The organism is Microbispora sp. H10949 (genome assembly GCF_014161435.1).
GTDB lineage: Bacteria > Actinomycetota > Actinomycetes > Streptosporangiales > Streptosporangiaceae > Microbispora > Microbispora triticiradicis.
Genome location: NZ_JABBWZ010000007.1, coordinates 353,319 through 376,324 on the forward strand (window position 1 = coordinate 353,319; position 23,006 = coordinate 376,324).

The window sequence follows — 23,006 nt, forward strand, 5'->3', positions numbered from 1 at the left end:
GATGAGGCGAGCAGATACTAGTGGATGGGCGGCGCTCTGGGGTCCCCGGGGCAAGTGGCTCGCGGTCGTCCTGGCGATCGTCGTCTCCGGTCTGGCCCTGGCGCTCGGCGGCGCGTCGAAGGTGAACACCGACCCGGCCGCCGCGCTGCCCAGAGGCGCGGAGTCGGCCACGGTGGCCCGGCTGCAGCAGCGGCTGCCGAGCGGCCAGCTCGCGCCGGCCCTGGTCGTCTACAGCCGTGACGGCGGGCTGTCTCCGCAGGACCGGGCGTCGATCGACGCGGACGCGCGGCGGCTCACGGCGCTGGCGGCGGGCGGGCGGGTGCCGCCGCCCGTCTACTCGGACAAGGGCGACGTGGCGCTGCTGAGCGTGCCGCTGCGCGGCGCACTGCCGCTCGCGGATCTCACCGACGCCGTACGGAAGGTCAGAGAGGAGGCCGCGGCCGGCCTGCCCGCGGGGGCGCGGGCGCAGGTCACCGGCCCGGCCGGGTTCAAGGTCGACCTCGCGGCGGTGTTCGACGGCGCGAACCTCACCCTGCTGGCGGTCACCGCGTCGGTCGTCGCGCTCCTGCTGCTGATCACCTATCGCAGCCCGTGGCTGTGGCTGGTCCCCCTCAGTGTCATCGGCGTCGCCGACCAGGTCGCCGCCAAGATCGTCGCCGTGCTCACCCGCACGGCCGGGCTGACCGTGGACGACTCGACCCTCGGCATCACCTCCGTGCTGGTGTTCGGCGCGGGCACCAACTACGCGTTGCTGCTCATCGCCCGCTACCGGGAGCAGCTTCGCGTCCACGACGACCGGCACCTGGCCATGGCGCGGGCCGTCCGCTCGGCGGCCCCGGCCGTCCTGGCCAGCTCGGCGACGGTCACGCTCGCCCTGGTGACGCTGGTCCTCGCGGACTCGCCGGCCGTACGCGGCATCGGGCTGGCCGGGGCGATCGGCATCGTGACCGCCGTCTGCTACGCCCTGCTGGTCCTGCCCGCCGCGCTCGTGCTGTTCGACCGGGGGCTGTTCTGGCCGTTCGCCCCGAAGAACGGGCAGCCGGACCCGGCCCGCGACGGAGTCTGGGCGCGCGTGGGCGGCGCGGTGTCGCGGCGGCCCGCTCTGATGACCGCGGTGAGCGTGGCCGTGCTGGCCGTGCTGGCCCTGGGCGTCGCCGGGCTGAAGGTCGGCCTGTCGCAGACGGAGCAGTTCCGGGAGAAGGTGGAGGCCATCGCGGGGCAGGAGACGCTCGGCCGCGCCTTCCCGGCCGGGAGCGCGCAGCCGCTCGTGCTGATCTCCCGCGCCTCCGCGGCCGAAGAGGTCGAGGCCGCCGCCTCGCGGGTGCCCGGGGTCGTGCGGGTCACGCCGGGCGACCGGACCGCCGAGTACGCCCGGGCCGACGTGGTGCTGCGGGCGGAACCGGGCACGGAGGCCGCCTTCTCGGCGGTCCGCGCGCTGCGCGCCGCGGTGCACGCCGTGCCCGACGCGCAGGCCGTCGTCGGCGGGCAGCCGGCCGTCGACCTGGACGAACGCGACGCGGCCGCGCGCGACCAGAAGCTGATCATGCCGCTCGTGCTGGGAGTGGTGCTGCTCGTCCTGCTCGCCCTGCTCCACTCGGTGGTCGCGGCGGTGACGCTGGTGCTGACCGTGATCGCGAGCTTCGGGGCGAGCTTCGGGGCGGGCTGGTTCGCCTTCAGGCACCTGTTCGGCTTCCCGGCGCTCGACCTCGACGTCCCGCTGCTGAGTTTCCTGTTCCTCGTGGCGCTGGGGATCGACTACAACATCTTCCTCGCCACCCGGGCCAGGGAGGAGGCGGCGGAGCAGGGCACCCGCGAGGGGGTGGTCACCGCCCTCGCGGTGACCGGCGGGGTCATCACGAGCGCCGGGGTCCTGCTCGCGGCGGTGTTCTCCGTGCTCGGCGTGCTGCCGCTGATCACGCTCACCCAGATCGGGGTGATCGTCGGGTTCGGCGTGCTGCTCGACACGGTCCTCGTGCGCAGCGTGCTCGTCCCCGCGCTGGTCACGCTGCTGGGCGACCGTTTCTGGTGGCCCGGCGACCCCGCCGCCGAGGCGACGCCCACGCGCACGTCCGTACGGCAGGCGGAGGCGGCCCGCCCCTGATCACCGTACGGCCGGTCGCCCTGCGAGCACGCCCACGAAGGTGGCGGCCGCGGCGCTGCTGAGGCCGATGACCCAGCCCACCGGTCCGAGGGGCCGGCACCCGAAGACGGTGCTGACCCCCGGCACCGTGACGATGAACCCCAGGACGGCGAGCGACGACAGGGCGGCCAGCGCGATCACCCGGTCCCGCCCGCCCTCCACCATGGTCTGCATGAGCTGGGCCGACACGAGCGCGACGAGACCGATCGTGTTCGCCCGCGTGCGGGTGCCGCTGAGGCGGCCGGCGAGCCACGCGACCGTGGCCGCGCCCGCCGTCACCGCGGCCCGCAGGTAGATGTCGCGGGTCAGCGACGCGCCCAGCGACGCCTCGGGGCCCTCGGCGAGCAGTCTCTCCGGGTCGGTCGAGGCCGGCGGCCGTACGGCGACCACCATGGCCGGCACCATGTCCGTGAGGAGGTTGACCAGCAGGAGCTGCCGGGCGTTGAGCGCGCTGCCGCCGGCGAGCAGGGAGGACCCCACGGTGTAGGCGATCTCGCCGATGTTGCCGCCGAGGAGGATGCTCAGCGAGTCGCGCACCGAGCTCCACATCGCCCGGCCCTCGACGATGGCGTCCACGATCGTCTCGATGCGGTCGTCGGTCACGACGAGGTCGGCGGCGGCCCGGGCGGCGGGGGTGGCCCGCGAGCCCAGGGCGATGCCGACGTCGGCGGTGCGGATGGCGGGCGCGTCGTTCGCGCCGTCGCCGGTGACGGCGACGACCTCTCCGGCCCGGCGCAGGCAGGTGACGATCCTGGCCTTGTGGGCGGGGGTGGCCCGGGCGAAGACCGACACCTCGGGCAGCACCTTGGTCAGCGTCTCGTCGTCGAGCTCGTCCAGCGCCGGGCCGGTCATCACCCGCCCACCGTTCAGCGCGTTCAGCTCGACCGCGATCGCCTCGGCGGTGCTGGGGTGGTCGCCGGTGACCATGACGACCCTGACCCCGGCCCGCATGAGGCGGCCGACGCTCTGCGCGGCCGTGGGCCTGACCGGGTCGGCCAGGCCCAGGAAGCCGAGGAAGCACAGCTCCTCGATGCGCGACTCGTCCAGGTCGCTCCGGTCGGACGCGGGCCGCTGCGCGACGGCGAGCACCCGGTAACCCTGCCGGGCCAACCGCTCCACCTCCTGCTCCAGCTCCAGCCGTACGGACTCGTCGCAGGGCACCGCACCGGTCTCGCGGTGGACCGTGGTGCAGTGGGTGAGCACGACCTCGGGGGCGCCCTTCACGCTGAGCAGATGGCCGTGCTCGGTGCGGCCGAGCACGGCGTGGTATCCCCGGCCGGGCTCGAACGGCATCTCGTCCACGCGTTCCCAGCGTTCGAACCCCTCCTCGGGGATGACCTCCAGCCGGTGGGCGCCCTCCAGCACGGCGCGGTCGGTCGGGTGGGCGATCACCCGCCCGGCGCCGGACCGGGGGCTCGCCCGAACGGCCGCGGCGAGGACGCGCCGCAACGCGACGTCCGCGTCCGCCGCCTCGACCGGGCGGCCCGCGCGTCCGTCCGAGATGTGACGCAGGCTGATCCGGCCCTCGGTCAGCGTGCCCGTCTTGTCGAAGCACAGCACGCCGACCCGGCCCAGGGCCTCGATCGTGGACGGGTTGCGCACCAGGGCGGCCCGCCTGGACAGCCGCCGGGCGGCGGCCAGCTCCGCCACGGTCGCCACGAACGGCAGCCCCTCGGGCACGGCGGCGACCGTCAGGCTGACGGCGGGGGTCAGCGCCTGGGCGAGGGACCGGCCGCGCAGGAGGTCGGTCACGAGCAGCACCAGCCCCGAGGCGATCGAGAGCGGGAGGATCCGCCGGCTCAGCTCCCGCAGGCGCAGCTCGACACCGGTCGGCGGGCCGGGCTCGCCGGCGAGGCGGGCGCTGCGCCCGGCCTCCGTCAGGTCGCCGGTCGCGACGATCACCGCCCGGCCGCTGCCGGCCGCGACCGTCGTCCCCTGGTAGACCATCGAGACGCGGTCGGCGACGGCCGCCGCCATGGTCGGCGTGGCGGTCTTGGCGACCAGCTGGGACTCCCCGGTGAGGCTGGACTCGTCGAGCTCCAGCCCGACCGCCTTGATGACGCGGGCGTCGGCGGGCACGGCGTCGCCCGCGCGCAGCTCGATGACGTCGCCGGGGGCGAGGTCGTCCTTGGTGGCCTCGACCACCCCTTCGGGCCGGCGCAGCCGTACGAGGACCTCGGTCGACTCGGTCAGGCGGTGCAGTGCCTGGTCGGCCTTGAACCGCTGCACCCCGCCGAGGAACGCGTTCACGATCATGACACCGCCGATCAGCACGGCGTCCAGCATCGAGCCGACCATGGCGGAGATGCCCGCACCGGTGGCGAGGGCGGGCGTGAGCGGGTTGGCGAGCTCCTCCACGGTGGCCCGGGTCAGCGAGTGCGGCCGTTCCTCCTCCTCGGGCGCGGCCTGCGCGCGCCGCTGCTCCGCCTCCTGCCCGGCGATGCCCTGGGGCGAGGAGCCGAGCCGGGAGAGGACCTCCCGGGCGGACATGGCGTGCCACGGGGTGGTGTCGGCGCGGGGCGGGACAGGGATCCGGCCCGCGCCGCGCCCGGCCCACTCGCCGAGCGCGATGGCGGCCCCGGAGACGGCGGCGCCCGCGATCTGCGCCCGCCGCAGGGCCGTGCCGGCCGGGCCCGCGACGGCGAGCAGGGTGCCGACGACCGCGCCCGCGGCCCCGAGCCGTACGGCGTTCGCGCTGGTGCGGCGCGCGCGGGGCAGGCAGCGCAGGAACAGGTGGACGCCGTGCAGCTCCCCGGCGACGTCGGCGTCCCACGGCACGATCCCCTTCGGATCGACGACCCCGAGGCCGACGTCGGCCTGGGCCAGCGCGTGCCGGGCGCCCGCGGACACGACGACCACGCAGTGGCCCTCCGCCTGAAGCTCGTAGACGCGCCCGGCGAGCTCGGCGCCGCCGGGCAGCATCCGGGAGATGGCGAGACGCCGTGCCAGGCCCTCGTCGCCGCCCGCGAGGAAGACGGTGCCGGCCCCCTTGGCCGCGCTGACGACGGGCACGGCCAGGGCGTCGATCTCCGGGGCGAGACCGGCGACGGCGACCCGGGCGCCGTCCCTGGCCACCTCCACGGCCCGCAGTCCCCGGCTCCGCCAGCCGTCGCCGCCGGGAACGAGCCGCGCGGGGTCCGGCAGCGGCCGCGCGGACCACCCGTCCCCGTTCCGTATGTGCCCGGGGTCGGCGAAGTCGATGAGGGAGTAGAGCCGGGAGTACAGCTCGTCGGTGTCCAGTCCGTCCACCAGAGGCTCGACCCGGTCGATCGTCCACGAGCCGGTCGTGAGGGCGGCGGCGTCGAGGATCACGGTGTCGACGCGGTCCATCCTGCGCAGGGAGTCGGCGTCGAAGACGACGGTGTCGTGTTTGCCGAGCGCGCGGAGGACGGCGCCGGAGAACGCCTCCCGGCCGAGGTCGGCGGCCCGCGGGGTGGCCGAGACGAGCACGGACACCGCCCGCTCGCCCCGCGTGAGGAACCGGGCCACCGTGTAGCCCGCGGCGCTGATCGGGCCGACCACGTCGGCGTACCGCTCGATCGGGCCGTGCGGGAGAGGGCAGGGCCGGGGCCGCGACCCCGCCCTGACATGGTGGTAGGCGCCCTGCCGCTCGGCCAGCCTTTCCTCCAGGTCCTTCCAGGCGTACCGGCCCGCCTTGGTCTCCACGTAGCGGCCGAACGAGGCCGCCGCCTGCACCAGCAGTCCCGCCGGGCGGAGCGTGAGCGTCTGGGTGACCAGGTTGGCCGTGGTGAAGAGGACCTCGGCGGGACGCCGGCCGAGGCGCCGGTCGAGCTCCTCGCGGAGCGCGGGCGTCGCGTTGACGAGCTGCACCAGCGAGGGCACGGCGGCGGGGAGCCGGGGCACCCGCACCGCCCTGGCGAGGAAGACCCACCCGATCCCGGCCAGGCCCGCGCCCAGCCGTACGGTCGCCCTCAGGTGCTCGTGCGCGAGGTGGACGGGGGTCTCACGGGCGTGCTCCTCCAGGGAGTCGAGTTCGGCGGTGAGCCTCAGGAGCTCGTCCTGGTCGGTCAGCTCGGGGTCGCAGGCGACGAAGACGCAGGAGATGCGGCCGTTGACCTCCGCCCGTTCCACGCCCGCGACCTCGCCCAGCCGCGTCTCCAGCCGTGTGGCGGCCTCCTCGGAGCCCGGCCGGCCGATGCCGTGCAGGCCGATGCGCAGCCCTCCCGGGCAGAGGCGCACCTCACGGGTGCACGGCAGCAGTTCGCGGAGTGGTTCGGGCAGCACGCTCCGCAAGAGGGCCACCGATGTCGTGAGCCCCTGAGTGAGGATCATCACCCCTCCTCGCGAGAGTCGGGGGCAACTCACGAATGACGGCAAAACGGCCGGACGACCGTCCTCCGTTACTTTTCCTCCATCGGCGACGGCGGAAACGCGCAGGCGGAAACGCGCAGAGGGGCAGGGGCCGACCGGCTCAGGCCATCGTGAAGGCGGGCCAGTCCAGCATGAGCAGCAGCTTGCGCAGCGCGGGCCGCACGTTGTTGAGCTGGATGGGGTGGCCGACCGGCGAGTCGGACAGCACGGCCAGGGCGCGCAGGCCGTAGAGGTCGATGAACCTCAGTTCGGCGACGTCCACGCCCTGCGCGCCGGACTTCGTCCAGGCCTTGTTGAGAGCGCCGGCGATGGCGTCGCCGTTGGTGAGATCGATCTGGCCGATCAGGCGGACGGACCCGTCCACGGAGGTGCGGATGCTGATTTGCGGGTCCGTGTAGAGCAGATTCTTGTTGCGAGTGGATTCGAACGACCCATTGACGGTCATCATGCGGTGCCGCCTTCCTGTAGAGGGGCAGCCACCTCCGAGCATCACCGTCCTCACCGACCGGTGTCAACCGAGCCACCGGCCGTACGGGGACCAGGGCGCCCGCCCGTCCGTCGCCGGACGTGACGCCGCCTGCACTGATACCCGTACGGCCCGGCGCGGGGACAGTGACCTAACTCACGTTTATTCGGCCGGGACGATCTCAGTGCTTGCGGGCCAGGCCACCGACGAACGTGTGATAGGTGATTCCGCGGTCCACCGGCTCGCCGGGGTCCGGCCGCCACTCCGCGAGCGGGACCACGCCGGGCTCCAGGAGCTCCATGTCGCCGAAGTACGCGACGATCTCGTCGTGCGTGCGCCACCGGCCGGTGCCGAGGTTCTCGTTGAACAGCTTCTCGGCGGTGGTCGCCTGGGCCGAGACCTCGGGCATGGACGGGCCCGGGTTGTGGAAGTGGGACAGCGCCATATAGCTGCCGGACGGCAGGGCGTCCCGGAAGCGGGCGGCGATCGCGTGGGGATCCTCGTCGTCGTTGAGGTGGTGCAGGATCGCGAACAGCAGCAGGGCCACCGGCTGCGTGAAGTCGATGAGGTCGCGCACCCCGGGGTGGTTCAGGATCGACTCCGGGTCGCGGATGTCGGCCTCGATGACCGTGGTGCTCCCGTTCGTGGCGAGCAGCGCCCGGCCGTGGACGAGCACGATGGGGTCGTTGTCGACGTAGACGACCCGCGACTCGGGAGCGGCCGCCTGGGCGACCTGGTGCACGTTGCCCTGGGTGGGCAGGCCGGAGCCGATGTCGAGGAACTGCCGGATGCCCGCCTCGGCAGCCAGATAGTGGACGACGCGCCGGAGGAAGGCCCGGTTCGACCGGCCGGCCGCGGGGGCGTCCGGCGCGATCTTCAGGGTCGCCTCCCCGATCTGGCGGTCGATGGCGAAGTTGTCCTTGCCGCCGAGGAAGAAGTCGTAGACACGGGCGATGCTCGGCTTGCTCGTGTCGATTCGGGCCGCTCTCGCGGCGGCCTCGCGCTGGGCCTCGTCGTCCACGACTCGTCCTGTCCCCTCGCCGTACCGGTGCAGACCGCGATCATGCTAGAGGCCGACGAGGGGGTGAGGGAGGGGATTCGCGATAAGTGGTATGGATAGGTCGGTCAATGAAGACAAACCCGTTACATTTAGTCCTTTTGGCCTGCCGTATGTAGGCGTTTCGGTCAGGTTCAGAGTCGGCCGCTGATGTCAGACGCTGACGCCGACCCCGCCGCGCGTGTGCGCACCGTATCGCTCCAGCTCCGCGGCCAGGTCGAGCGGCCTGATCGTGGTGCGTCCGGCCAGGAGTTCGTCGGTGATCAGGTCGGCGGGCACGAGCCAGGAGACCTCGAACTCCAGTCCGTCGGGGTCCTTCGCGTAGAGGGCCTTGGTGGTGGCGTGGTCGGACGCGCCGACCAGGGCGTCCATCGCCGCCAGCCGGGTCGCGACGCGGTCGAGTTCGGCGAGCGTGTCGACCTCCCACGCGAGGTGGTAGAGCCCCACCGTCGCCCGGCCCGCCGACGACGGCCCCGCCTGCGCGCCGATCTGGAAGAGCCCGAGGTCGTGGTCGTTCGACGACCCCTCGGCCTGCAGGAACGCCGCCCCGGGAAGCGCGTTGACGACGCGGAAGCCCAGAGCCTCCCGGTAGAAGGCCACACTGCGGTCGACGTCCCGCACATAGAGAACCGCGTGGTTGAGTCGCTGGACCGGCATGACGCCCTCCCGTTACTTGAGCTCTCAAGTAAGTCTAGCTCAGGTGTGTAGAAGAGCGGCGGGGTCGGCCATGACCTGCTCGATCACCTGGCCGGCCGCGCCGAGGGCGGCCGCCTCCGCGCCGAGCCGCGACACGATCACCGGCGGCACGGTGCCGCGCATCTGGCCGAGGCGGGCCCGCAGCGTGTCCCCGACCACGTCGCCGATCCAGCGGAAGAGCGGCGCGTAGATCCCGCCGAGGACGATGGCGCCGGGGTCCACGAGGTTGATCGCCGACGACAGGGCCACCCCGAGCGCCCACGCCGCCCGCTCGCAGGCCGCCCGCGCCCTCTCGTCGCCCTCCCGCAGGCGCTGGGCCACCTGCGCGACGCCCAGCTGGCCGCGGACGCCCCCGGCGGCGGCCAGCAGCGCGTCCTGCCCGGCGTACTGTTCGAGGCATCCCCGGCCGCCACAGCGGCACTGCGGCCCGTCGGGCGCGACGACGACATGCCCGAGCTCGCCGGCGAAGCCGTGCGCCCCCCGGAAGAGCCGGCCGCGGACGACGAGTCCGGCGCCGATGCCGATCTCCCCTGAAACGTGCAGGAAATCGGGCAGTCCCGACCCGAACCACAGCTCACCGAGCGCGGCCAGGTTCGCCTCGTTCTCGACGCGTACGGGGAAGGGGAAGTGCTGGAGGAGCGACGCCAGCGGGACGTCGCGCCAGCCCAGGTTGGGAGCGTTCCGGACGTCGCCGGTGGCCCTGTCCACAGGGCCGGGCACGGCCAGCACCCCGCCGACCACCCGGAGCCCCTTCTCCACAGCCTCGTCCACAACGTTCGCGGCCAGATCCCCAAGTCGCGCGATGCTGTCCACAGGGAGTGCGGCGCGGTTGTCCACAGCCTGTGTACGGCGCAGCCGCACGGTCCGGGCGAGGTCGACCACGCACACGGCCAGGTAGTCGACGTTGACCTCCAGGCCGAGGGCGGCCACATGGCGCCCGCTGATCCGGATCTCGACGCCGGGCCTGCCCCGCTCGCCGTCCCGGACGGCGCCGGTCTCCACCACCAGCCCGCCCTCGATGAGGTCTCCGACCAGCTTGGAGACGGTCGTCTTGGTGAGGCCCGTTATCTCGGCGAGAGCGGCGCGCGTCACCGCGCCGCGTGCGCCGACCTCGCCCAGTACGAGCGCCAGATTCCGGGCGCGCATCGCGTCGTGTCGTACGGCCTGCGACATCACACCCTCCACTATCGGGGGTTGAGAACCTGGACACGCCCTCTTGACCCGGAGCCCGCCACGTCGGATATTTAGTCCACAACATAGACTAATTCGGAGGCGACTCATGTACACCCCCACTCCCGAGGACCGTTTCACGTTCGGGCTGTGGACCGTCGGCTGGCAGGCGCGCGACCCGTTCGGCGACGCCACCCGGGCCCCGCTGGACCCGGTCGAGAGCGTGCACCGCCTGGCCGAGCTCGGCGCGTACGGTGTGACGTTCCACGACGACGACCTCCTCGCGGTGGAGCAGGACCGGACCAAGGCCATCGAGAGCTTCAAGAAGGCTCTCAGCGAGACCGGCCTGAAGGTGCCGATGGCCACGACCAACCTGTTCACCCACCCGATCTTCAAGGACGGCGGGTTCACCAGCAACGACCGCGACGTCCGGCGGTACGCCCTTCGCAAGGTCATTCGCAACATCGACCTCGCCGCCGAGCTCGGGGCCACGACGTACGTGTGCTGGGGCGGCCGTGAGGGCGCCGAGTCCGACGCCGCCAAGGACGTGCGGGTCGCGCTCGACCGCTACAAGGAGGGCTTCGACCTCCTGTGCCAGTACGTGATCGACAAGGGCTACGACATCCGCTTCGCGGTCGAGCCCAAGCCGAACGAGCCGCGCGGCGACATCCTGCTCCCGACGATCGGGCACGCCCTGGCGTTCATCAACTCGCTGGAGCACCCCGAGATGGTGGGCCTCAACCCCGAGGTCGGCCACGAGCAGATGGCCGGTATGAACTTCGTGCACGGCATCGCCCAGGCGCTGTGGCACGGCAAGCTGTTCCACATCGACCTCAACGGCCAGCACGGCCCGAAGTACGACCAGGACCTCGTCTTCGGCCACGGCGACGTGAAGAGCGCGTTCTTCCTGGTCGACCTGCTGGAGAACGGCGGCTACGACGGCCCGCGCCACTTCGACTACAAGCCGCTGCGCACCGAGGACAAGGAAGACGTCTGGGAGTCGGCGGCCGCGAACATGCGGACCTACCTCATCTTCAAGGAGAAGTCGAAGGCCTTCCGCGCCGACCCCGAGGTGCAGGAGGCGCTGGCCGCCAGCAAGCTCACCGAGCTGGCCCAGCCGACCCTGGCCGAGGGCGAGACCTACGACGACGTCCTCGCCGAGTCGATCGACGTCGACGAGGTGGCCGCCCGCGGCTTCCACTTCACCCGGCTGAACCAGCTCGCGCTGGAGCACCTCCTCGGCGTCCGCGGCTGACCGCCCGGCCGGAAGACAGAGTGAGGGGACGACTGTGACGCTCGTGGCAGGGGTCGACTCGTCGACCCAGAGCTGCAAGGTCGTGATCCGGGACGCGGAGAGCGGGGCCCTCGTGCGCGAGGGCCGTGCCCCCCACCCGGAGGGCACGGAGGTCCATCCCGACCACTGGTGGACCGCCCTGCAGGGCGCGATCGAGCAGGCGGGCGGCCTGGCGGACGTCGCCGCCGTCAGCGTGGGGGCACAGCAGCACGGCATGGTCTGCCTCGACGAGAACGGCGAGGTGGTCCGGCCCGCGCTGCTGTGGAACGACACCCGGTCCGCCGGGGCCGCGGCCGACCTGGTCGCCGAGCTGGGCGGCCCGAAGGCGTGGGCCGAGGCCGTCGGCAGCGTGCCGGTGGCGTCGTTCACGGTGACCAAGCTCCGCTGGCTCGCCCGCGAGGAGCCGGACAACGCCCGCCGTACGCGGTCGGTCTGCCTGCCGCACGACTGGCTCACCTGGCGCCTCGCCGGGCGGACGGACACGATCGCGACCGACCGGGGAGACGCCTCCGGCACCGGATACTGGTCGCCCGCCACCGGCGAGTACCGCACCGACCTGCTGGAACTCGCCATGGGCCGGGTGCCGGAACTGCCCCGCGTGCTCGGCCCGGCCGAACAGGCGGGTACGGCCGAGCACGGCGGCGCGCTGCTCGCGCCCGGCACCGGCGACAACATGGCGGCGGCGCTCGGCGTCGGCATGCGGCCCGGTGACGTGGTGGTGTCCATCGGCACGTCGGGGACGGCGTTCGCCTGCTCGGAGACCCCGTCCGCGGACGCGGCCGGGCTGGTCGCCGGGTTCGCCGACGCCACCGGGCGGTACCTCCCGCTGGTCTGCACGCTGAACGCGGCGCGGGTGCTGGACGCGGCGGCCCGGATGCTCGGGGTCACCCCCCAGGGCCTGAGCGATCTGGCCCTGCGGGCGCCCGCGGGCTCCGGCGGGCTGGTGCTCGTGCCGTACCTGGAGGGAGAGCGCACCCCCAACCGGCCCGACGCGACCGGTTCCCTGCACGGGCTGCGCCTGTCCAACTCCAGCCCCGAGCATCTGGCCCGGGCCGCGGTCGAGGGCATGCTGTGCGGGCTCGCCGACGCGCTGGACGCGCTCGGCGTCGAGCCGGCCAGGGTGCTGCTCATCGGCGGCGGCGCCCGCTCGGAGGCGGTGCGCCGGATCGCGCCCACCGTGTTCGGGCGTCCGGTGCTCGTCCCCACCCCCGGGGAGTACGTCGCGGACGGCGCCGCCAAGCAGGCCGCCTGGCTGCTGTCCGGCGAGCCGGAGCCGCCCCACTGGGAGTCGGGCGGCACCGAGCGGTACGAGGGCGACCCCACTCCCGGCCTGCGCGAGCGCTACCACGAGGCGGCGCAGGAGTAGAGGCGCGCAGGAGTAGACGTCCGGGGTGGGGTCCACGTGACCCCGGAGACCCCACCCTGAGACGACCCTGACCCCCTATCGGGGTGATGTACGCGTTGTCCCGGATGTTAGAAACGGGCCGTACGCGGGATCCTCAAGGTATGGCCAAGAGGATCTATCCCCTGCTCGCCGGCGGTGGCATCCTGCTCGCCGTCGTCACCGTCGTGGCGGCGCAGGTGGGCGGGGAGCCCTCGCTGGACCCCGTCTCCATGACGATCAGCCAGTACGCGGCGCGCGACGCCGGCGGCGTGATCGAGACCGCCATGGCCGTCCTCGGCCTGGCCTCCCTCGCCCTGCTGGCCGGGATGCGCGCCGTGCACGCGCCCGTGGACGGCTGGCCCGCCCGCCTGATCGGCCTGTGGAGCGCCTCCCTCATCGGCGCGGCGGTCGTCCCGTCGGACACGAGCTGGCAGGGCGACCTGCACGGACTCCTGTCGGCGGCCGCCTTCGTGAGCGTGCCCGCCGCCGCGATCCAGCTCGTGGGCCGGCTCGGCCAGGACGAGCGGTGGCAGGCCGTCGCCCGGCCGCTCGAATGGCTCGCGCTCGCCTCCGGCCTCGGCCTCGCCGCCATCACCTACGTGGCGCTGCCCGGCCACGGCGTCATGATCGGCCTGGTGGAGCGGCTGCTGCTGACCGCCGAGGTGTCCGTCCTCGGGCTGTTCGCCCTGCGGCTCGTCCAGCTCACCTGGGGGCCGCCGCTCCGTGAGTGGATCGGCGGGCGGCGGGCCGACCTCGCGGCCCACCGCTGATCCGCCGGGATCGGGCCGCTCAGCGCTGGGCGGCCGTCAGCATCTTGAGCGCGTGCTCCACGAGGGTGACGAGCACGACCTTCGCCGAGGCGCGCCGCCGTACGTCGCAGAGCAGGACGGGCACCTCCGGATCGAGGTCGAGGGCGATCCGCACGTCGTCGGCCTCGTGCCGGTCCGCCCCGTCGAAGCAGTTCACCGCCACGATGAACGGCGTGCCGCGCTGCTCGAAGTAGTCGATGGACGGGAAGCAGTCGGTCAGCCTCCGGGTGTCGGCCAGCACGACCGCGCCGAGCGCGCCGTAGCTGAGCTCGTCCCACATGAACCAGAAGCGCTCCTGCCCGGGGGTGCCGAACAGGTAGACCACCAGGCCTTCCCTGATGGTGATGCGTCCGAAGTCCATCGCGACCGTGGTGGTCGTCTTGGCTTCCACGCCGTCGGTGTCGTCGACGCCGACGCTGCGGTCGGACAGCACCTCCTCCGTACGGAGGGGGCGAATCTCGCTGATCGCGCCGACCAGCGTGGTCTTGCCGACGCCGAAGCCGCCGGCCACCAATATCTTGAGGGCGACCGGCTCCTCAGAGGGCGCGAAGGCCATTGATCACTTCCTTGAGAATGCGCTCGCTTGGCAGCGGCGCCACTTTGCCCGGAGCCCGTGCCTCGACGAGTCCCAGATCGAGCAGATCCCCGATCAGGACGCGGACCACGCCCAGGGGCAGGTCGATGTCGGACGCGATGTCCGCCACCGACGCGCCGCGGCGCGCGAGGTCGAGGATCCGCCGCTGCTCGGGACCTATCCCGGACAGGTCCCTGCGTGAACCCGTGGTGGTCACCATCGTGATGAGATCGAGTTTCGCGCCGGAGGGCCGCGCCCGGCCCCCTGTCAGCGCGTAGGGCCGGACCAAAGGCCCGGCCTCCTCGTCCATCCATTGGGGTCCCGTCATATGCGCGCCCGTCTCACGGGGAGATCCGGCGCGGGTTGGTGGAGATGTGCTGGCCCACGCGCTTGACCAGCATCGCCATCTCGTACGCGATGTGGCCGACGTCGGCGTCGGAGGCGGCCAGGACGGCCAGACAGGTGCCCTGCCCGGCGGCGGTGACGAAGAGGAACGCCGCCTCCATCTCCACGATGGTCTGCCGCACCTCGCCGCCGCCGAAGTGCCGCCCGGCACCCCTGGCCAGGCTCTGGAACCCGGCGGCGACCGCCGACAGGTGCTCCGCGTCCTCCCGGCTCAGCCCCTGGGAGGCTCCCACGACGAGGCCGTCGGTGGAGAGGATCACCGCCTGGCGGACGGCGGCGACCCTGCTGATGAGATCGTCGAGCAGCCAGTTCAGTTCGCCGGTCGACGTCGCTTTGCCGGTCATGCGTCACCCTTCTCGCCGTGCGTGTTGTGTGCGTGGTCACCGGGTGCTACCCCACCCGGCTGGTCGGAGTCCTCCCGGCCCCGGCGCGCTCCGCTCTGGAAGGCGGCGAACACGGCCCTGGCCTCCTCGGGCGACCGCTCCTCCATCGGAGGGGCGGACAGCGGCGGCTGCGTGGACGGGGTGCGTAGCTGCGGAGCGATGTTGGCCTGGCGGACCCGGCGCGGCAGACCGGCGTGGGTCCCGTTGGGCGCCGACCCCCTGGCCCGGGACGCGGTGCCGTTCGGTGCGCCGTTCCCCGCGCCATTCCCCGAACCGTTGCCCGCGCCGTTCGCGGGGGCCGGCTCCGGCGTGGAGACGGGCGTGGGGACGGGTGTGGGGAACGGTGTCGGGAGGGGCGTGGGGGCGGGCGGAGCCTCGCGCATCGAGGAGGGCACGGCCTCGGTCCGCAGGGCGGCCGGGGTGAAGAACGGGGACGACTCGGGGAACTCCGAGGCTCCGTCGGGCTCCCACACCCGTCCCGCGACGGCCTCGCGCAGCGTCGGCGGCGTGGTCTCGGGCGCGGTCTCCGGGAATCTCTCCGGGAAGGTGTCCGGCACGGTGTCCGGCACCGTTTCGTGCACGGCCCTCGGCATCGGCTTGGCGTGGGCGCCGCGGGGGGCGGGCGGCCCCTCGATCGCCGCGGGCGCGCCGTCCTCCACGACCAGGGTGCGGGGGATGAGCACGATCCCGGTCGTCCCGCCGAACGGCGACCCGCGCAGCACCACCCTGATTCCGTGCCGGGCGGCGAGCTGGCTGACGACGAAGAGCCCGAGCCTGTCGCTGTCGGCCAGGTCGAACTCCGGCGGGTCGGTCAGCCGCGCGTTGATCTCGTCGTACTCCTCGGGCGAGAGGCCCAGGCCGCGGTCCTCGACCTCGATCGCGAGCCCGTTGGCGACGAGCTCCCCGCGGACCTCCACCCGGGTGTGCGGCGGCGAGAAGACGGTGGCGTTCTCGATCAGCTCGGCGATCAGGTGGACGAGGTCGGCCACGGACGCGCCCATGAGGGTGGCGGCCGGCATCGGCGCCATCGTGACCCGGGTGTAGTCCTCCACCTCGGAGATCGCCGCCCGGACCACGTCGATGAGCGGCACCGGCTTGCGCCAGGCGCGTCCCGGCGTGGCCCCGGAGAGGATGATCAGGCCTTCCGCGTGCCGCCGCATGCGGGTGGTGAGGTGGTCGAGCCGGAACAGGTCCTCCAGCGCCTCCGGGTCCTCGGCCCGGCGCTGCATCGAGTCGAGCAGCGTGAGCTGGCGGTGCAGCAGGGTCTGCTTGCGCCGGGCCAGGTTGAGGAAGACCTGGCCGACGCCGCGGCGGAGGGCGGCCTGACCGACGGCCGCCTCGACGGCGGTGCGCTGCACGGAGCCGAACGCGTGGGCGACGTCCTCGACCTCGCTGGACCCCGTCGCGTTGATCGGGGGCGCCTCGGCCTCGATGTCCACCTCCTCGCCGCGCCGCAGCTTCTCGACGACGCGCGGCAGCCGTACGTCGGCGAGGTCGAGCGCGGCGTCGCGCAGCCCGGCGAGGTCGCGGGCGAGGCGGCGGCCGAACCGCACGGAGAAGATGATCGTCGTCACGATGACGACGAGGCCGAGCCCTCCGGCGACCAGGATGCGGAGCAGGATCCCGGTCGCGACCGAGGTGGCGTTCGTGTTGAGCGCGTCCGACGCCTTCACCCGGGCCGAGTCGAGCCTGAGGATCAGCTGGTCGACGGTCGGCGACCACTTCTGGGCCTCCGGCGGGACCGGCCCGCCGGTGCGCACCCGGTTGACGAGCAGGTTCTCCAGCGCCGTGAAGCGGTCGAACAGCGGCGAGGTGAGCTCCTGCTCGTACGGCGCGCGCATGTCGCCGGTGAGGACCGTGCGGTTCTTCCGGTAGAGGAAGCGGCGGGTGGACACCCACTCGCTGAACGCGGTCTGCTCCTCGCCGGTCATCACGCCGCTGGCCAGCGCGCCGCGGATGAGGGCGTCCTCACGGCTGATCATCTCGTGCGCGTTGCCCATCCCCTGCATCGCGCTGGCCTGCTGGAAGACGGTCAGGTCGGGAACCGAGACCAGCCTCTCGTACAGCGCGAACATGTCATCCATGATCGCGTTGTAGGAGTTGATGGCGTACAGCCGGTCCATCTGGCCGAGCGAGACGGACTCCCGGATCGAGGGCAGGCGTTCGAGGGAGGACAGCAGGGACTCCAGGGGCGCCACGAGGTCCTCGCCCATGGCGTCACGGGTGGAGTCCTCGCCGGCGGTCCTCCGGAACCTGTCCACCGAGGCGGTGGTCTTGGCCTGCTGGGCGGTGAGCGCGGCGGAGTTCGTCTGGCCGCTGCTCAGCACTCCCGCGGTGAGTGCGCGTTCGGCCTGGATCTGCAGCCCGAGGTCGGTGGAGGCGATGCCCACGGTGTCGTACAGCGTCTTGGAACGCATGAGGATGACACCGTCGCCGACCGTGAGTTTTAGGGCAAACCCCCACATAGCACTCAACATGAGCAATGGTAGGAGCAGCAGTAAGAAGATCTTGAACCGAATCGAGCGGTTTTTTGAACCCATATGGCCACTCCTGCAGTGCTGGAGGCTGTGCCGCATTTATGGGGGAATGCACCTCCGGAAGATCGCACAGAAGGCTAGCACCGATACACTCGCCGCGCAGGGGGAGGAAACGATGATTACAGTGATCACTGGGGCTGGTGCCGGAATCGGTGCAGCTTCCGCCCTTGATCTCGCTCGGCGAGGTCACCAAATCGTGCTCATCGGGCGTACCCCCGAGAGGTTGCGCGCCGTCGCGGACCGGGCCGCGGAGGCCGGCGGCGCCCGCCCGGACACCCTCGTGGCCGACTTCTCCTCCCTCGACGAGGTGCGCCGGCTGGCCGCGGAACTGCTGGCCCGGTACGACCGCATCGACGTGCTGGTCAACAACGCGGGCGTCATGTCGCCCGACCGGCGGACGACGGTGGACGGCAACGAGTTGATGATGCAGGTCAACCATCTGGCGCCGTTCCTGCTCACGAACCTGCTCGCCGACCGCCTCGCGGCGTCGTCCGCCCGGGTCGTCACCACCTCGTCGCGGGCCGCCAAGACCGGCCGCCTCGACCCCGCCGACCTGTCCAGGGAACGGCGGCGCTGGAACGGCTGGCTGCAGTACGGCGACTCCAAGCAGGCCAACGCGTTGTTCACCGTGTCGCTCGCCGAGCGCGGGCTGGCCGCCACCTGCCTGCACCCGGGAGTGCTGAAGACGTCCTTCGCGGACGGCACGCTCTTCATGAAGATGGTGTGGCGCGTTCCCGGGGTGGGCGAGCCGCCCGAGGCCGGCGCCGCCAGGATCGTCCACCTCGCCACCCACTCCGACGGCGTGGAGCACCCGGGCCGCTACTTCGTCAAGAACGCCCCCGCGCGGGTGCCGAAGACGATGTCCGACCCCGCCCTCGCGGCCGCCCTCTGGGACTCCAGCGCCGCCGCCACCGGACTGTCAGGCTGAGCTGCCGAGAGACCGAGTGTTCAGATCCTGGGTGCCGAGGACGGTGATCAGCGCGAGGCGCTCGGCGTCCTCGGTGCCGGGCTCGGCCGTGTAGACCATGACGCGCAGATCGCCGCCCGCCACGGTGAGCACGTCGCAGTCGAGCGTCACGGCGCCCGCCTCCGGGTGGTCGATCGTCTTGCGGGCGGCCTGGTGGTGCCCGGTGATGCCGGTCTCCCACAGTTGGGCGAACCTGTCGCTGTTCGCGAGCAGGTCCGCCACCAGTCGCTTGAGCCGCTGGTCGGCGGGGTAGCGGGCGGTGGCCGCCCGCAGGTCGCCCACCAGGGCCGCCTCCAGCTCGCGCCGTGACACGGTGGTGTGCCGCACCCGGTCGTTCAGCCCCAGGAAGGTGCGCCACACCCCGTTGCGCCGCCGACCGAGCCGGCCGGAGGAGTCGCCCATGAGCGCGGCGTAGGGCTGGTTCGCCTGGAGCAGCGTCCAGGTGGCGTCGAAGACCGCGACGGGGGAGCCGGTCAGCCGGTCGAGCAGGCGCTGCACGCTCGGGGTGATGTGCGTGGGCACGGTGCCGGGCCCCGGCGACCGGAGCCCGGCCAGTTGGAAGAGGTGCGCGCGCTCGGCGTCCGGCAGCCGCAGGGCCCGGGCGAGGGCCTCGACGACCTGGTGTGACGGATTGGCGGCCCGGCCCTGCTCCAGGCGGGTCACATAGTCCACGGAGATCCCGGCCAGCAGGGCCAGTTCCTCGCGGCGGAGCCCCGGCGCGCGCCGCTGCCCCCCTGTGGGGAGTCCCGCCGCCTCCGGTGCGACCCGGTCGCGCCACCGGCGCACGGCCTGCCCGAACTCCGACGTCGCCATGCCGCCAGTCTGCCCGTTCCGGCCAGGACCCGCGTGGTACCGGCAGTCCCAGGAAGACCGGACGACTGGCCCGGCCGCGGAGTCGTCCCGGAGGCTGGGGGCACGAACACGGCAGCACGAACACGGCAGCACGAACACGGCAGCACGGACACGGCAACCGAAAGGAACACGCGGTCATGAGCAGGCTCGCACTCGTCACCGGCGCCACCTCCGGGATCGGCAGGGCCTTCGCCGCGCGCCTGGCCGCCGACGGCTACGACCTGGTGGTCGTGGGCCGGCGGCAGGAGCGTCTGGAGGAGTTCGCCGCCTCACATCCCGAAGCCGGGATCCGGACCGTGGCCGCCGACCTGTCCACCGACGAGGGCATCGACACGGTGGCCGGGATCTGCGCGGACGAGCCGCTCGACCTGCTCGTCAACAACGCCGGCGTCGCCCACTACATGCCGCTGGCCGAGCTTCCCGCGGACAAGGCCGGAGAGCTCGTGCACGTCAAGGTCGTCGCCCCGACCATGCTCGCCCGGGCCGCCGTCGCGGGCATGCGGGAGCGGGGCGGAGGCGCGATCGTCAACGTGGCCGGCATGATCGCCTTCAGCGGCCCGGCCCCGCACTCCCAGATGCCCCGCCGCGCCGTCTACGCCGGGACCCTGGCCCACCTCGTCGCGATGTCCCAGACCCTGAGCGCGGAGCTGGAGGGTACGGGAGTCGCCGTACAGGTGCTGTGCCCGGGTGTGGTGGCCACCGAGTTCCACGAGCGGCAGGGCCTCGACCTGAGCGCCGTGCCGCGGATGAGCGCTGACGACGTCGTGACGGCCTGCCTGCGCGGGCTGGAGCTGGGAGAGGTCGTCTGCGCCCCCGGCGTCGAGGACGCCGGTCTCCTGGACGCGGTCTTCCGGGCCGAGCTCGCCGCCTTCGGAGGGCAGAGCCCCGAGCTCGCCACGCGCTACCGGGCCTAAGAGTTCGGGCCCAAGAGTTCGGGGAGTGTTCGCCCGGGGTTGCGCCGGTGCTCACGGACGGGTGACTAGGGTCCGGCCGCATGACCGTGACCGTTCCCGCGCGCACGTCCGGCACGGCGGCCCCCGCCCGCGACCCGCTGCTGGACAACGCCAAGTTCCTGGCCATCGTGCTCGTCGTCTCCGGGCACCTCGTGGAGGACCTGCGGGACGTCCCCGCGGCGCACGCGCTCTACTTCTACGCCTACCTCTTCCACATGCCGCTGTTCATCGTGATCAGCGGCTACCTGTCGCGCAACTTCACGTTCTCCGCCGGCAAGGCGCGCAAGCTCATCAGCGGCCTGGCCGTGCCGTACGTCATCTTCGAGGTGGCCTACTCGCTGCCCCGCTACTTCCTGTACGGCAAGCTGGAGATCAGCCTGCTCGATCCGTACTACCTGACCTGGTTCCTGATGTCGCTGTTCCTCTGGCGGCTGTCCACTCCGGTCTGGCAGCAGTTGCGGCATCCTCTGGTGGTCGCGGTCGGGCTCTCGCTGCTGTCGGGGACGAGCGCGCTGCCGGACGAGCTGTCGATGAACCGCACCTTCGGCCTGCTGCCGTTCTACGTGCTCGGGCTCATGCTCACCCCCGGCCACCTGGAGCTGCTGCGCGGGCGGGTCGCCGCGATCACGGGTGGCGCCGTGCTGGCCGCGGCGCTCGCCGGAGCCTTCGCCGTGCACCGGCTCGTGCCGACGGAGTGGATCCGCTGGCGCCACTCCAACCACCAGATCGGCGTGGACGACCTGACCGGCACCCTGATCAGGCTCGCCATGCTGGCGGCGGGCTTCCTGCTGGTCCTGGCGTTCCTCGCGCTCACCCCGGACCGCCGCACCTGGTTCTCCGGCCTCGGCGCCGCCACCATGTACGCCTATCTGCTGCACGGCTTCGCGGTGAAGGTGACGGAGCGCTTCCACGACGCGCTCGTCAATCCGCTCGGCGTGGCGGCGATGGTCCTGCTGGGCGCCGTACTGGCGGCCCTGCTGTGCACCTCCCCGGTACGGCGGGCCTTCCGGTGGGCGGTGGAGCCGGACGTCTCCTGGGCGTTCACGACGCTGCGCCGGCCCAGCCGGCGGCCCGGTCACCGGCCCGGTAGGCGCAGGGCGGAACTCCAGCGTCCGTACGCACGTTTTCCGGGCGATGGTGCTGAACATGGCGAAGCGCGCAATCCGGGGTAGCGTACGCATTCGCGGTGCGGCCAGATGTGGTGAAAACGACGGGGTGACGCGGGTGGTCGGCAGACAGGGCAGGGTCACGGGCAGGATCGGTCCCGGCCTTGTCGGCGAGGTGATGGTGCCCATCCGCGGGGGTGTCGAGGCGTTCTACGCCTATCCGAGCGTCCCGGACGAGGAGATCCCGGTGGGGTCCATCGTCGTCGTCGTGGAGTATTCGCCCCCGCGCACTGTCTACGTCGCTCGCGCGATCGTCTGACCGGCACCCTCCTCCTCTCACTTTCCCCCCACTAGGACGGAGGCTCCCATGCCCTCGGAGATCCTGGTCGTGGGCGGCGTCGCCATCGTCGCCCTCATCGTCCTCACCATGCTGTTCAAGGCCATCTGGCGGGTGGCCGAGCCCAACGAGGCGCTCATCATCTCGGGTCTCGGGGCCCACACGAGAAACGAGCTCGCCGACAGCCTGGGCTTCAAGATCGTGACCGGCAAGGGCACCGCCGTGCTGCCCGGCTTCCAGACCTCCCGGCGGCTGCGGCTCGACAGCCGGGCCACGAACCTCCAGGTCAACTGCGTGACCCAGCAGGGCATCCCGGTCCAGGTGCGCGGCGTGATCATCTACAAGGTGGGCGACGACTTCACCAGCATCGCGAACGCCGCCCGGCGCTTCCTCGACCAGCAGGACTCGATGAACGGCGCCATCCACGAGCTGTTCACCGGTCACCTGCGCTCGATCATCGGCAACCTGACCGTCGAGGATCTCATCCTGAACCGGGAGCGGCTCACCAGCGAGACCCGCAGCTCCGCGGCCGACGAGATGAGCAAGCTCGGCCTGGTGGTCGACTCGCTGCAGATCCAGGAGATCGAGGACGAGACCGGCTACATCACGAACCTGGGCAAGCCGCACGCCGCGAAGATCGCCGCGTCCGCGCGTATCGCGGAGGCGCAGCGCGACCAGGAGGCCACCGAGGCCGAGCAGATCGCGGCGGCGAACAAGGCCGCCGCCTGGCGCGACGCGCAGATCAAGCAGGCCTCCTACCAGGCGGAGATCGACGAGGCGCAGGCGCGGTCGCGGCAGTCCGGTCCGCTGTCGGAGGCCACGGCCCGTCAGGAGGTCGTCGTCCAGGAGACCCGTACGGCCGAGCTGGAGGCCCAGCTCTCCGAGCAGCGGCTCCAGTCGCAGGTGCGCAAGCCCGCCGACGCCAAGGCGTACGAGACCGTGACGCTGTCGCAGGCCGAGCGCGACGCGCGCATCGCGCAGGCCGAGGCGGAGGCGAAGGAGACCGAGCTGCGGGCGGTCGCGCAGGCGTCGCAGGTCAAGCAGGCGGCCGCGGCCGACGCCGAGTCGGTGCGGCTGCGCGGTGAGGCCGCCGCGGCCGCGACCAGGGCGACCGGTCTGAGCGAGGCCGAGGCCGCCAAGGCGCGGGGTCTCGCGGAGGCCGAGGCCGCCAAGGCCAGGGGCCTGGCCGAGGCCGAGGCGATCAGGGCCCGCTCCGAGGCGCTGCGGGAGAACCAGGAGGCCGTCATCGCCCAGCAGCTCGCCGAGAACTGGCCGCAGATCGTCGAGGCCGGGGCGAAGGCGTTCGGCAACGTCGACCACATGGTGGTGCTCAACGGCGCCCAGGGCATCGAGGAGATGCTGGCCAAGGCGCTCACGCTGGGCGGCACCGGGCTGGGCCTGGCGCGCACCCTCCTGGCCGGCGGCTCTCCCGCGGCGGTCCAGCAGGGCGGGGCGAGCGTGAACGGCGCCGAGCCCACCACGAAGAACGCCGTCGACGCCGCCTCCTGACGGCCCGCGTTCGTCCCCGTCCCTTCGGACGGGGA

At 72.6% G+C, this 23,006-nt stretch carries 19 protein-coding genes; 9 read left to right on the plus strand and 10 right to left on the minus strand.

Features of this window, described 5'->3' with window-relative positions; genetic code table 11:
* Position 1: 1 nt before the first annotated feature.
* A complete protein-coding gene (locus HHX40_RS20985; RefSeq protein ID WP_182881943.1) occupies positions 2-2,101 on the plus strand; it encodes an MMPL family transporter in 2,100 nt (699 codons plus the stop codon).
* Here the strand turns inward: HHX40_RS20985 and HHX40_RS20990 are convergent, their stop codons facing one another.
* The 5 genes from HHX40_RS20990 to HHX40_RS21010 all read right to left on the minus strand — a co-directional run bounded on the left by HHX40_RS20990 (position 2,102) and on the right by HHX40_RS21010 (position 9,864).
* Positions 2,102-6,433, minus strand: a complete 4,332-nt coding sequence (locus tag HHX40_RS20990; protein WP_182881944.1) for a cation-translocating P-type ATPase — start codon at positions 6,431-6,433, stop codon at positions 2,102-2,104. It abuts the gene before it with no gap.
* A 139-nt stretch (positions 6,434-6,572) separates the two neighbouring features.
* A complete protein-coding gene (locus HHX40_RS20995; protein ID WP_182881945.1) occupies positions 6,573-6,920 on the minus strand; it encodes an STAS domain-containing protein in 348 nt (115 codons plus the stop codon).
* Between the two features lie 199 nt (positions 6,921-7,119).
* Complete coding sequence (locus HHX40_RS21000) at positions 7,120-7,959, minus strand: SAM-dependent methyltransferase (RefSeq protein WP_310738211.1); 840 nt, start codon at positions 7,957-7,959, stop codon at positions 7,120-7,122.
* Between the two features lie 189 nt (positions 7,960-8,148).
* Positions 8,149-8,652 (minus strand): VOC family protein, encoded by a 504-nt coding sequence (locus HHX40_RS21005; RefSeq protein WP_111700334.1) that lies wholly within the window; start codon positions 8,650-8,652, stop codon positions 8,149-8,151.
* Between the two features lie 39 nt (positions 8,653-8,691).
* A complete protein-coding gene (locus tag HHX40_RS21010; protein WP_111700335.1) occupies positions 8,692-9,864 on the minus strand; it encodes an ROK family transcriptional regulator in 1,173 nt (390 codons plus the stop codon).
* Between the two features lie 106 nt (positions 9,865-9,970).
* On the opposite strand from HHX40_RS21010, the gene xylA reads away from it, so the two are divergent.
* From xylA to HHX40_RS21025, 3 genes are all read left to right on the plus strand, one after another.
* Positions 9,971-11,116: a xylose isomerase gene (xylA, locus tag HHX40_RS21015; protein ID WP_111700336.1), complete on the plus strand. Its 1,146-nt coding sequence runs from the start codon at positions 9,971-9,973 to the stop codon at positions 11,114-11,116.
* Between the two features lie 34 nt (positions 11,117-11,150).
* Positions 11,151-12,521 carry a xylulokinase gene (gene xylB / locus HHX40_RS21020; RefSeq protein ID WP_182881946.1) on the plus strand — a complete coding sequence of 457 codons (1,371 nt, stop codon included), beginning with the start codon at positions 11,151-11,153 and terminating at the stop codon, positions 12,519-12,521.
* A 140-nt stretch (positions 12,522-12,661) separates the two neighbouring features.
* Positions 12,662-13,309 (plus strand): DUF998 domain-containing protein, encoded by a 648-nt coding sequence (locus HHX40_RS21025; RefSeq protein WP_111700338.1) that lies wholly within the window; start codon positions 12,662-12,664, stop codon positions 13,307-13,309.
* A gap of 19 nt (positions 13,310-13,328) precedes the next feature.
* Here the strand turns inward: HHX40_RS21025 and HHX40_RS21030 are convergent, their stop codons facing one another.
* From HHX40_RS21030 to HHX40_RS21045, 4 genes are read right to left on the minus strand one after another with little or no spacing between them, the layout of a single operon-like run.
* The gene (locus tag HHX40_RS21030; RefSeq protein WP_111700339.1) at positions 13,329-13,904 is read right to left on the minus strand and encodes a GTP-binding protein; all 576 of its coding nucleotides are present in this window, start codon (positions 13,902-13,904) and stop codon (positions 13,329-13,331) included.
* The gene (locus tag HHX40_RS21035; protein WP_244301666.1) at positions 13,885-14,232 is read right to left on the minus strand and encodes a DUF742 domain-containing protein; all 348 of its coding nucleotides are present in this window, start codon (positions 14,230-14,232) and stop codon (positions 13,885-13,887) included. Before HHX40_RS21035 ends, HHX40_RS21030 begins: the two co-directional genes overlap by 20 nt.
* A 31-nt stretch (positions 14,233-14,263) precedes the next feature.
* The gene (locus tag HHX40_RS21040) at positions 14,264-14,671 is read right to left on the minus strand and encodes a roadblock/LC7 domain-containing protein (RefSeq protein WP_030507694.1); all 408 of its coding nucleotides are present in this window, start codon (positions 14,669-14,671) and stop codon (positions 14,264-14,266) included.
* Positions 14,668-17,127, minus strand: a complete 2,460-nt coding sequence (locus HHX40_RS21045) for a sensor histidine kinase (protein WP_182881947.1) — start codon at positions 17,125-17,127, stop codon at positions 14,668-14,670. The genes HHX40_RS21040 and HHX40_RS21045 overlap by 4 nt, the downstream gene beginning before the upstream one ends.
* A gap of 235 nt (positions 17,128-17,362) precedes the next feature.
* On the opposite strand from HHX40_RS21045, the gene HHX40_RS21050 reads away from it, so the two are divergent.
* Positions 17,363-18,175, plus strand: coding sequence for an SDR family NAD(P)-dependent oxidoreductase (locus HHX40_RS21050; protein WP_182881948.1), 813 nt, complete (start codon positions 17,363-17,365; stop codon positions 18,173-18,175).
* Here HHX40_RS21050 and HHX40_RS21055 read toward each other — a convergent pair.
* The gene (locus HHX40_RS21055; protein WP_182881949.1) at positions 18,167-19,027 is read right to left on the minus strand and encodes a helix-turn-helix transcriptional regulator; all 861 of its coding nucleotides are present in this window, start codon (positions 19,025-19,027) and stop codon (positions 18,167-18,169) included. The two genes, HHX40_RS21050 and HHX40_RS21055, sit on opposite strands and share 9 nt — an antisense overlap.
* Positions 19,028-19,203: 176 nt before the next feature.
* Between HHX40_RS21055 and HHX40_RS21060 the strand changes: the two genes are divergently transcribed.
* The 4 genes from HHX40_RS21060 to HHX40_RS21075 all read left to right on the plus strand — a co-directional run bounded on the left by HHX40_RS21060 (position 19,204) and on the right by HHX40_RS21075 (position 22,971).
* Entirely contained in the window at positions 19,204-19,980 is a 777-nt protein-coding gene (locus HHX40_RS21060; RefSeq protein WP_182881950.1) for an SDR family NAD(P)-dependent oxidoreductase, read from the plus strand.
* Between the two features lie 80 nt (positions 19,981-20,060).
* On the plus strand, positions 20,061-21,191 hold the full coding sequence (locus HHX40_RS21065; protein ID WP_182881951.1) for an acyltransferase family protein: 1,131 nt from the start codon (positions 20,061-20,063) through the stop codon (positions 21,189-21,191).
* A 52-nt stretch (positions 21,192-21,243) separates the two neighbouring features.
* Positions 21,244-21,444 carry a hypothetical protein gene (locus HHX40_RS21070; RefSeq protein WP_182873007.1) on the plus strand — a complete coding sequence of 67 codons (201 nt, stop codon included), beginning with the start codon at positions 21,244-21,246 and terminating at the stop codon, positions 21,442-21,444.
* A gap of 48 nt (positions 21,445-21,492) precedes the next feature.
* Positions 21,493-22,971, plus strand: coding sequence for a flotillin family protein (locus HHX40_RS21075; protein ID WP_182881952.1), 1,479 nt, complete (start codon positions 21,493-21,495; stop codon positions 22,969-22,971).
* Positions 22,972-23,006 lie beyond the last annotated feature (35 nt).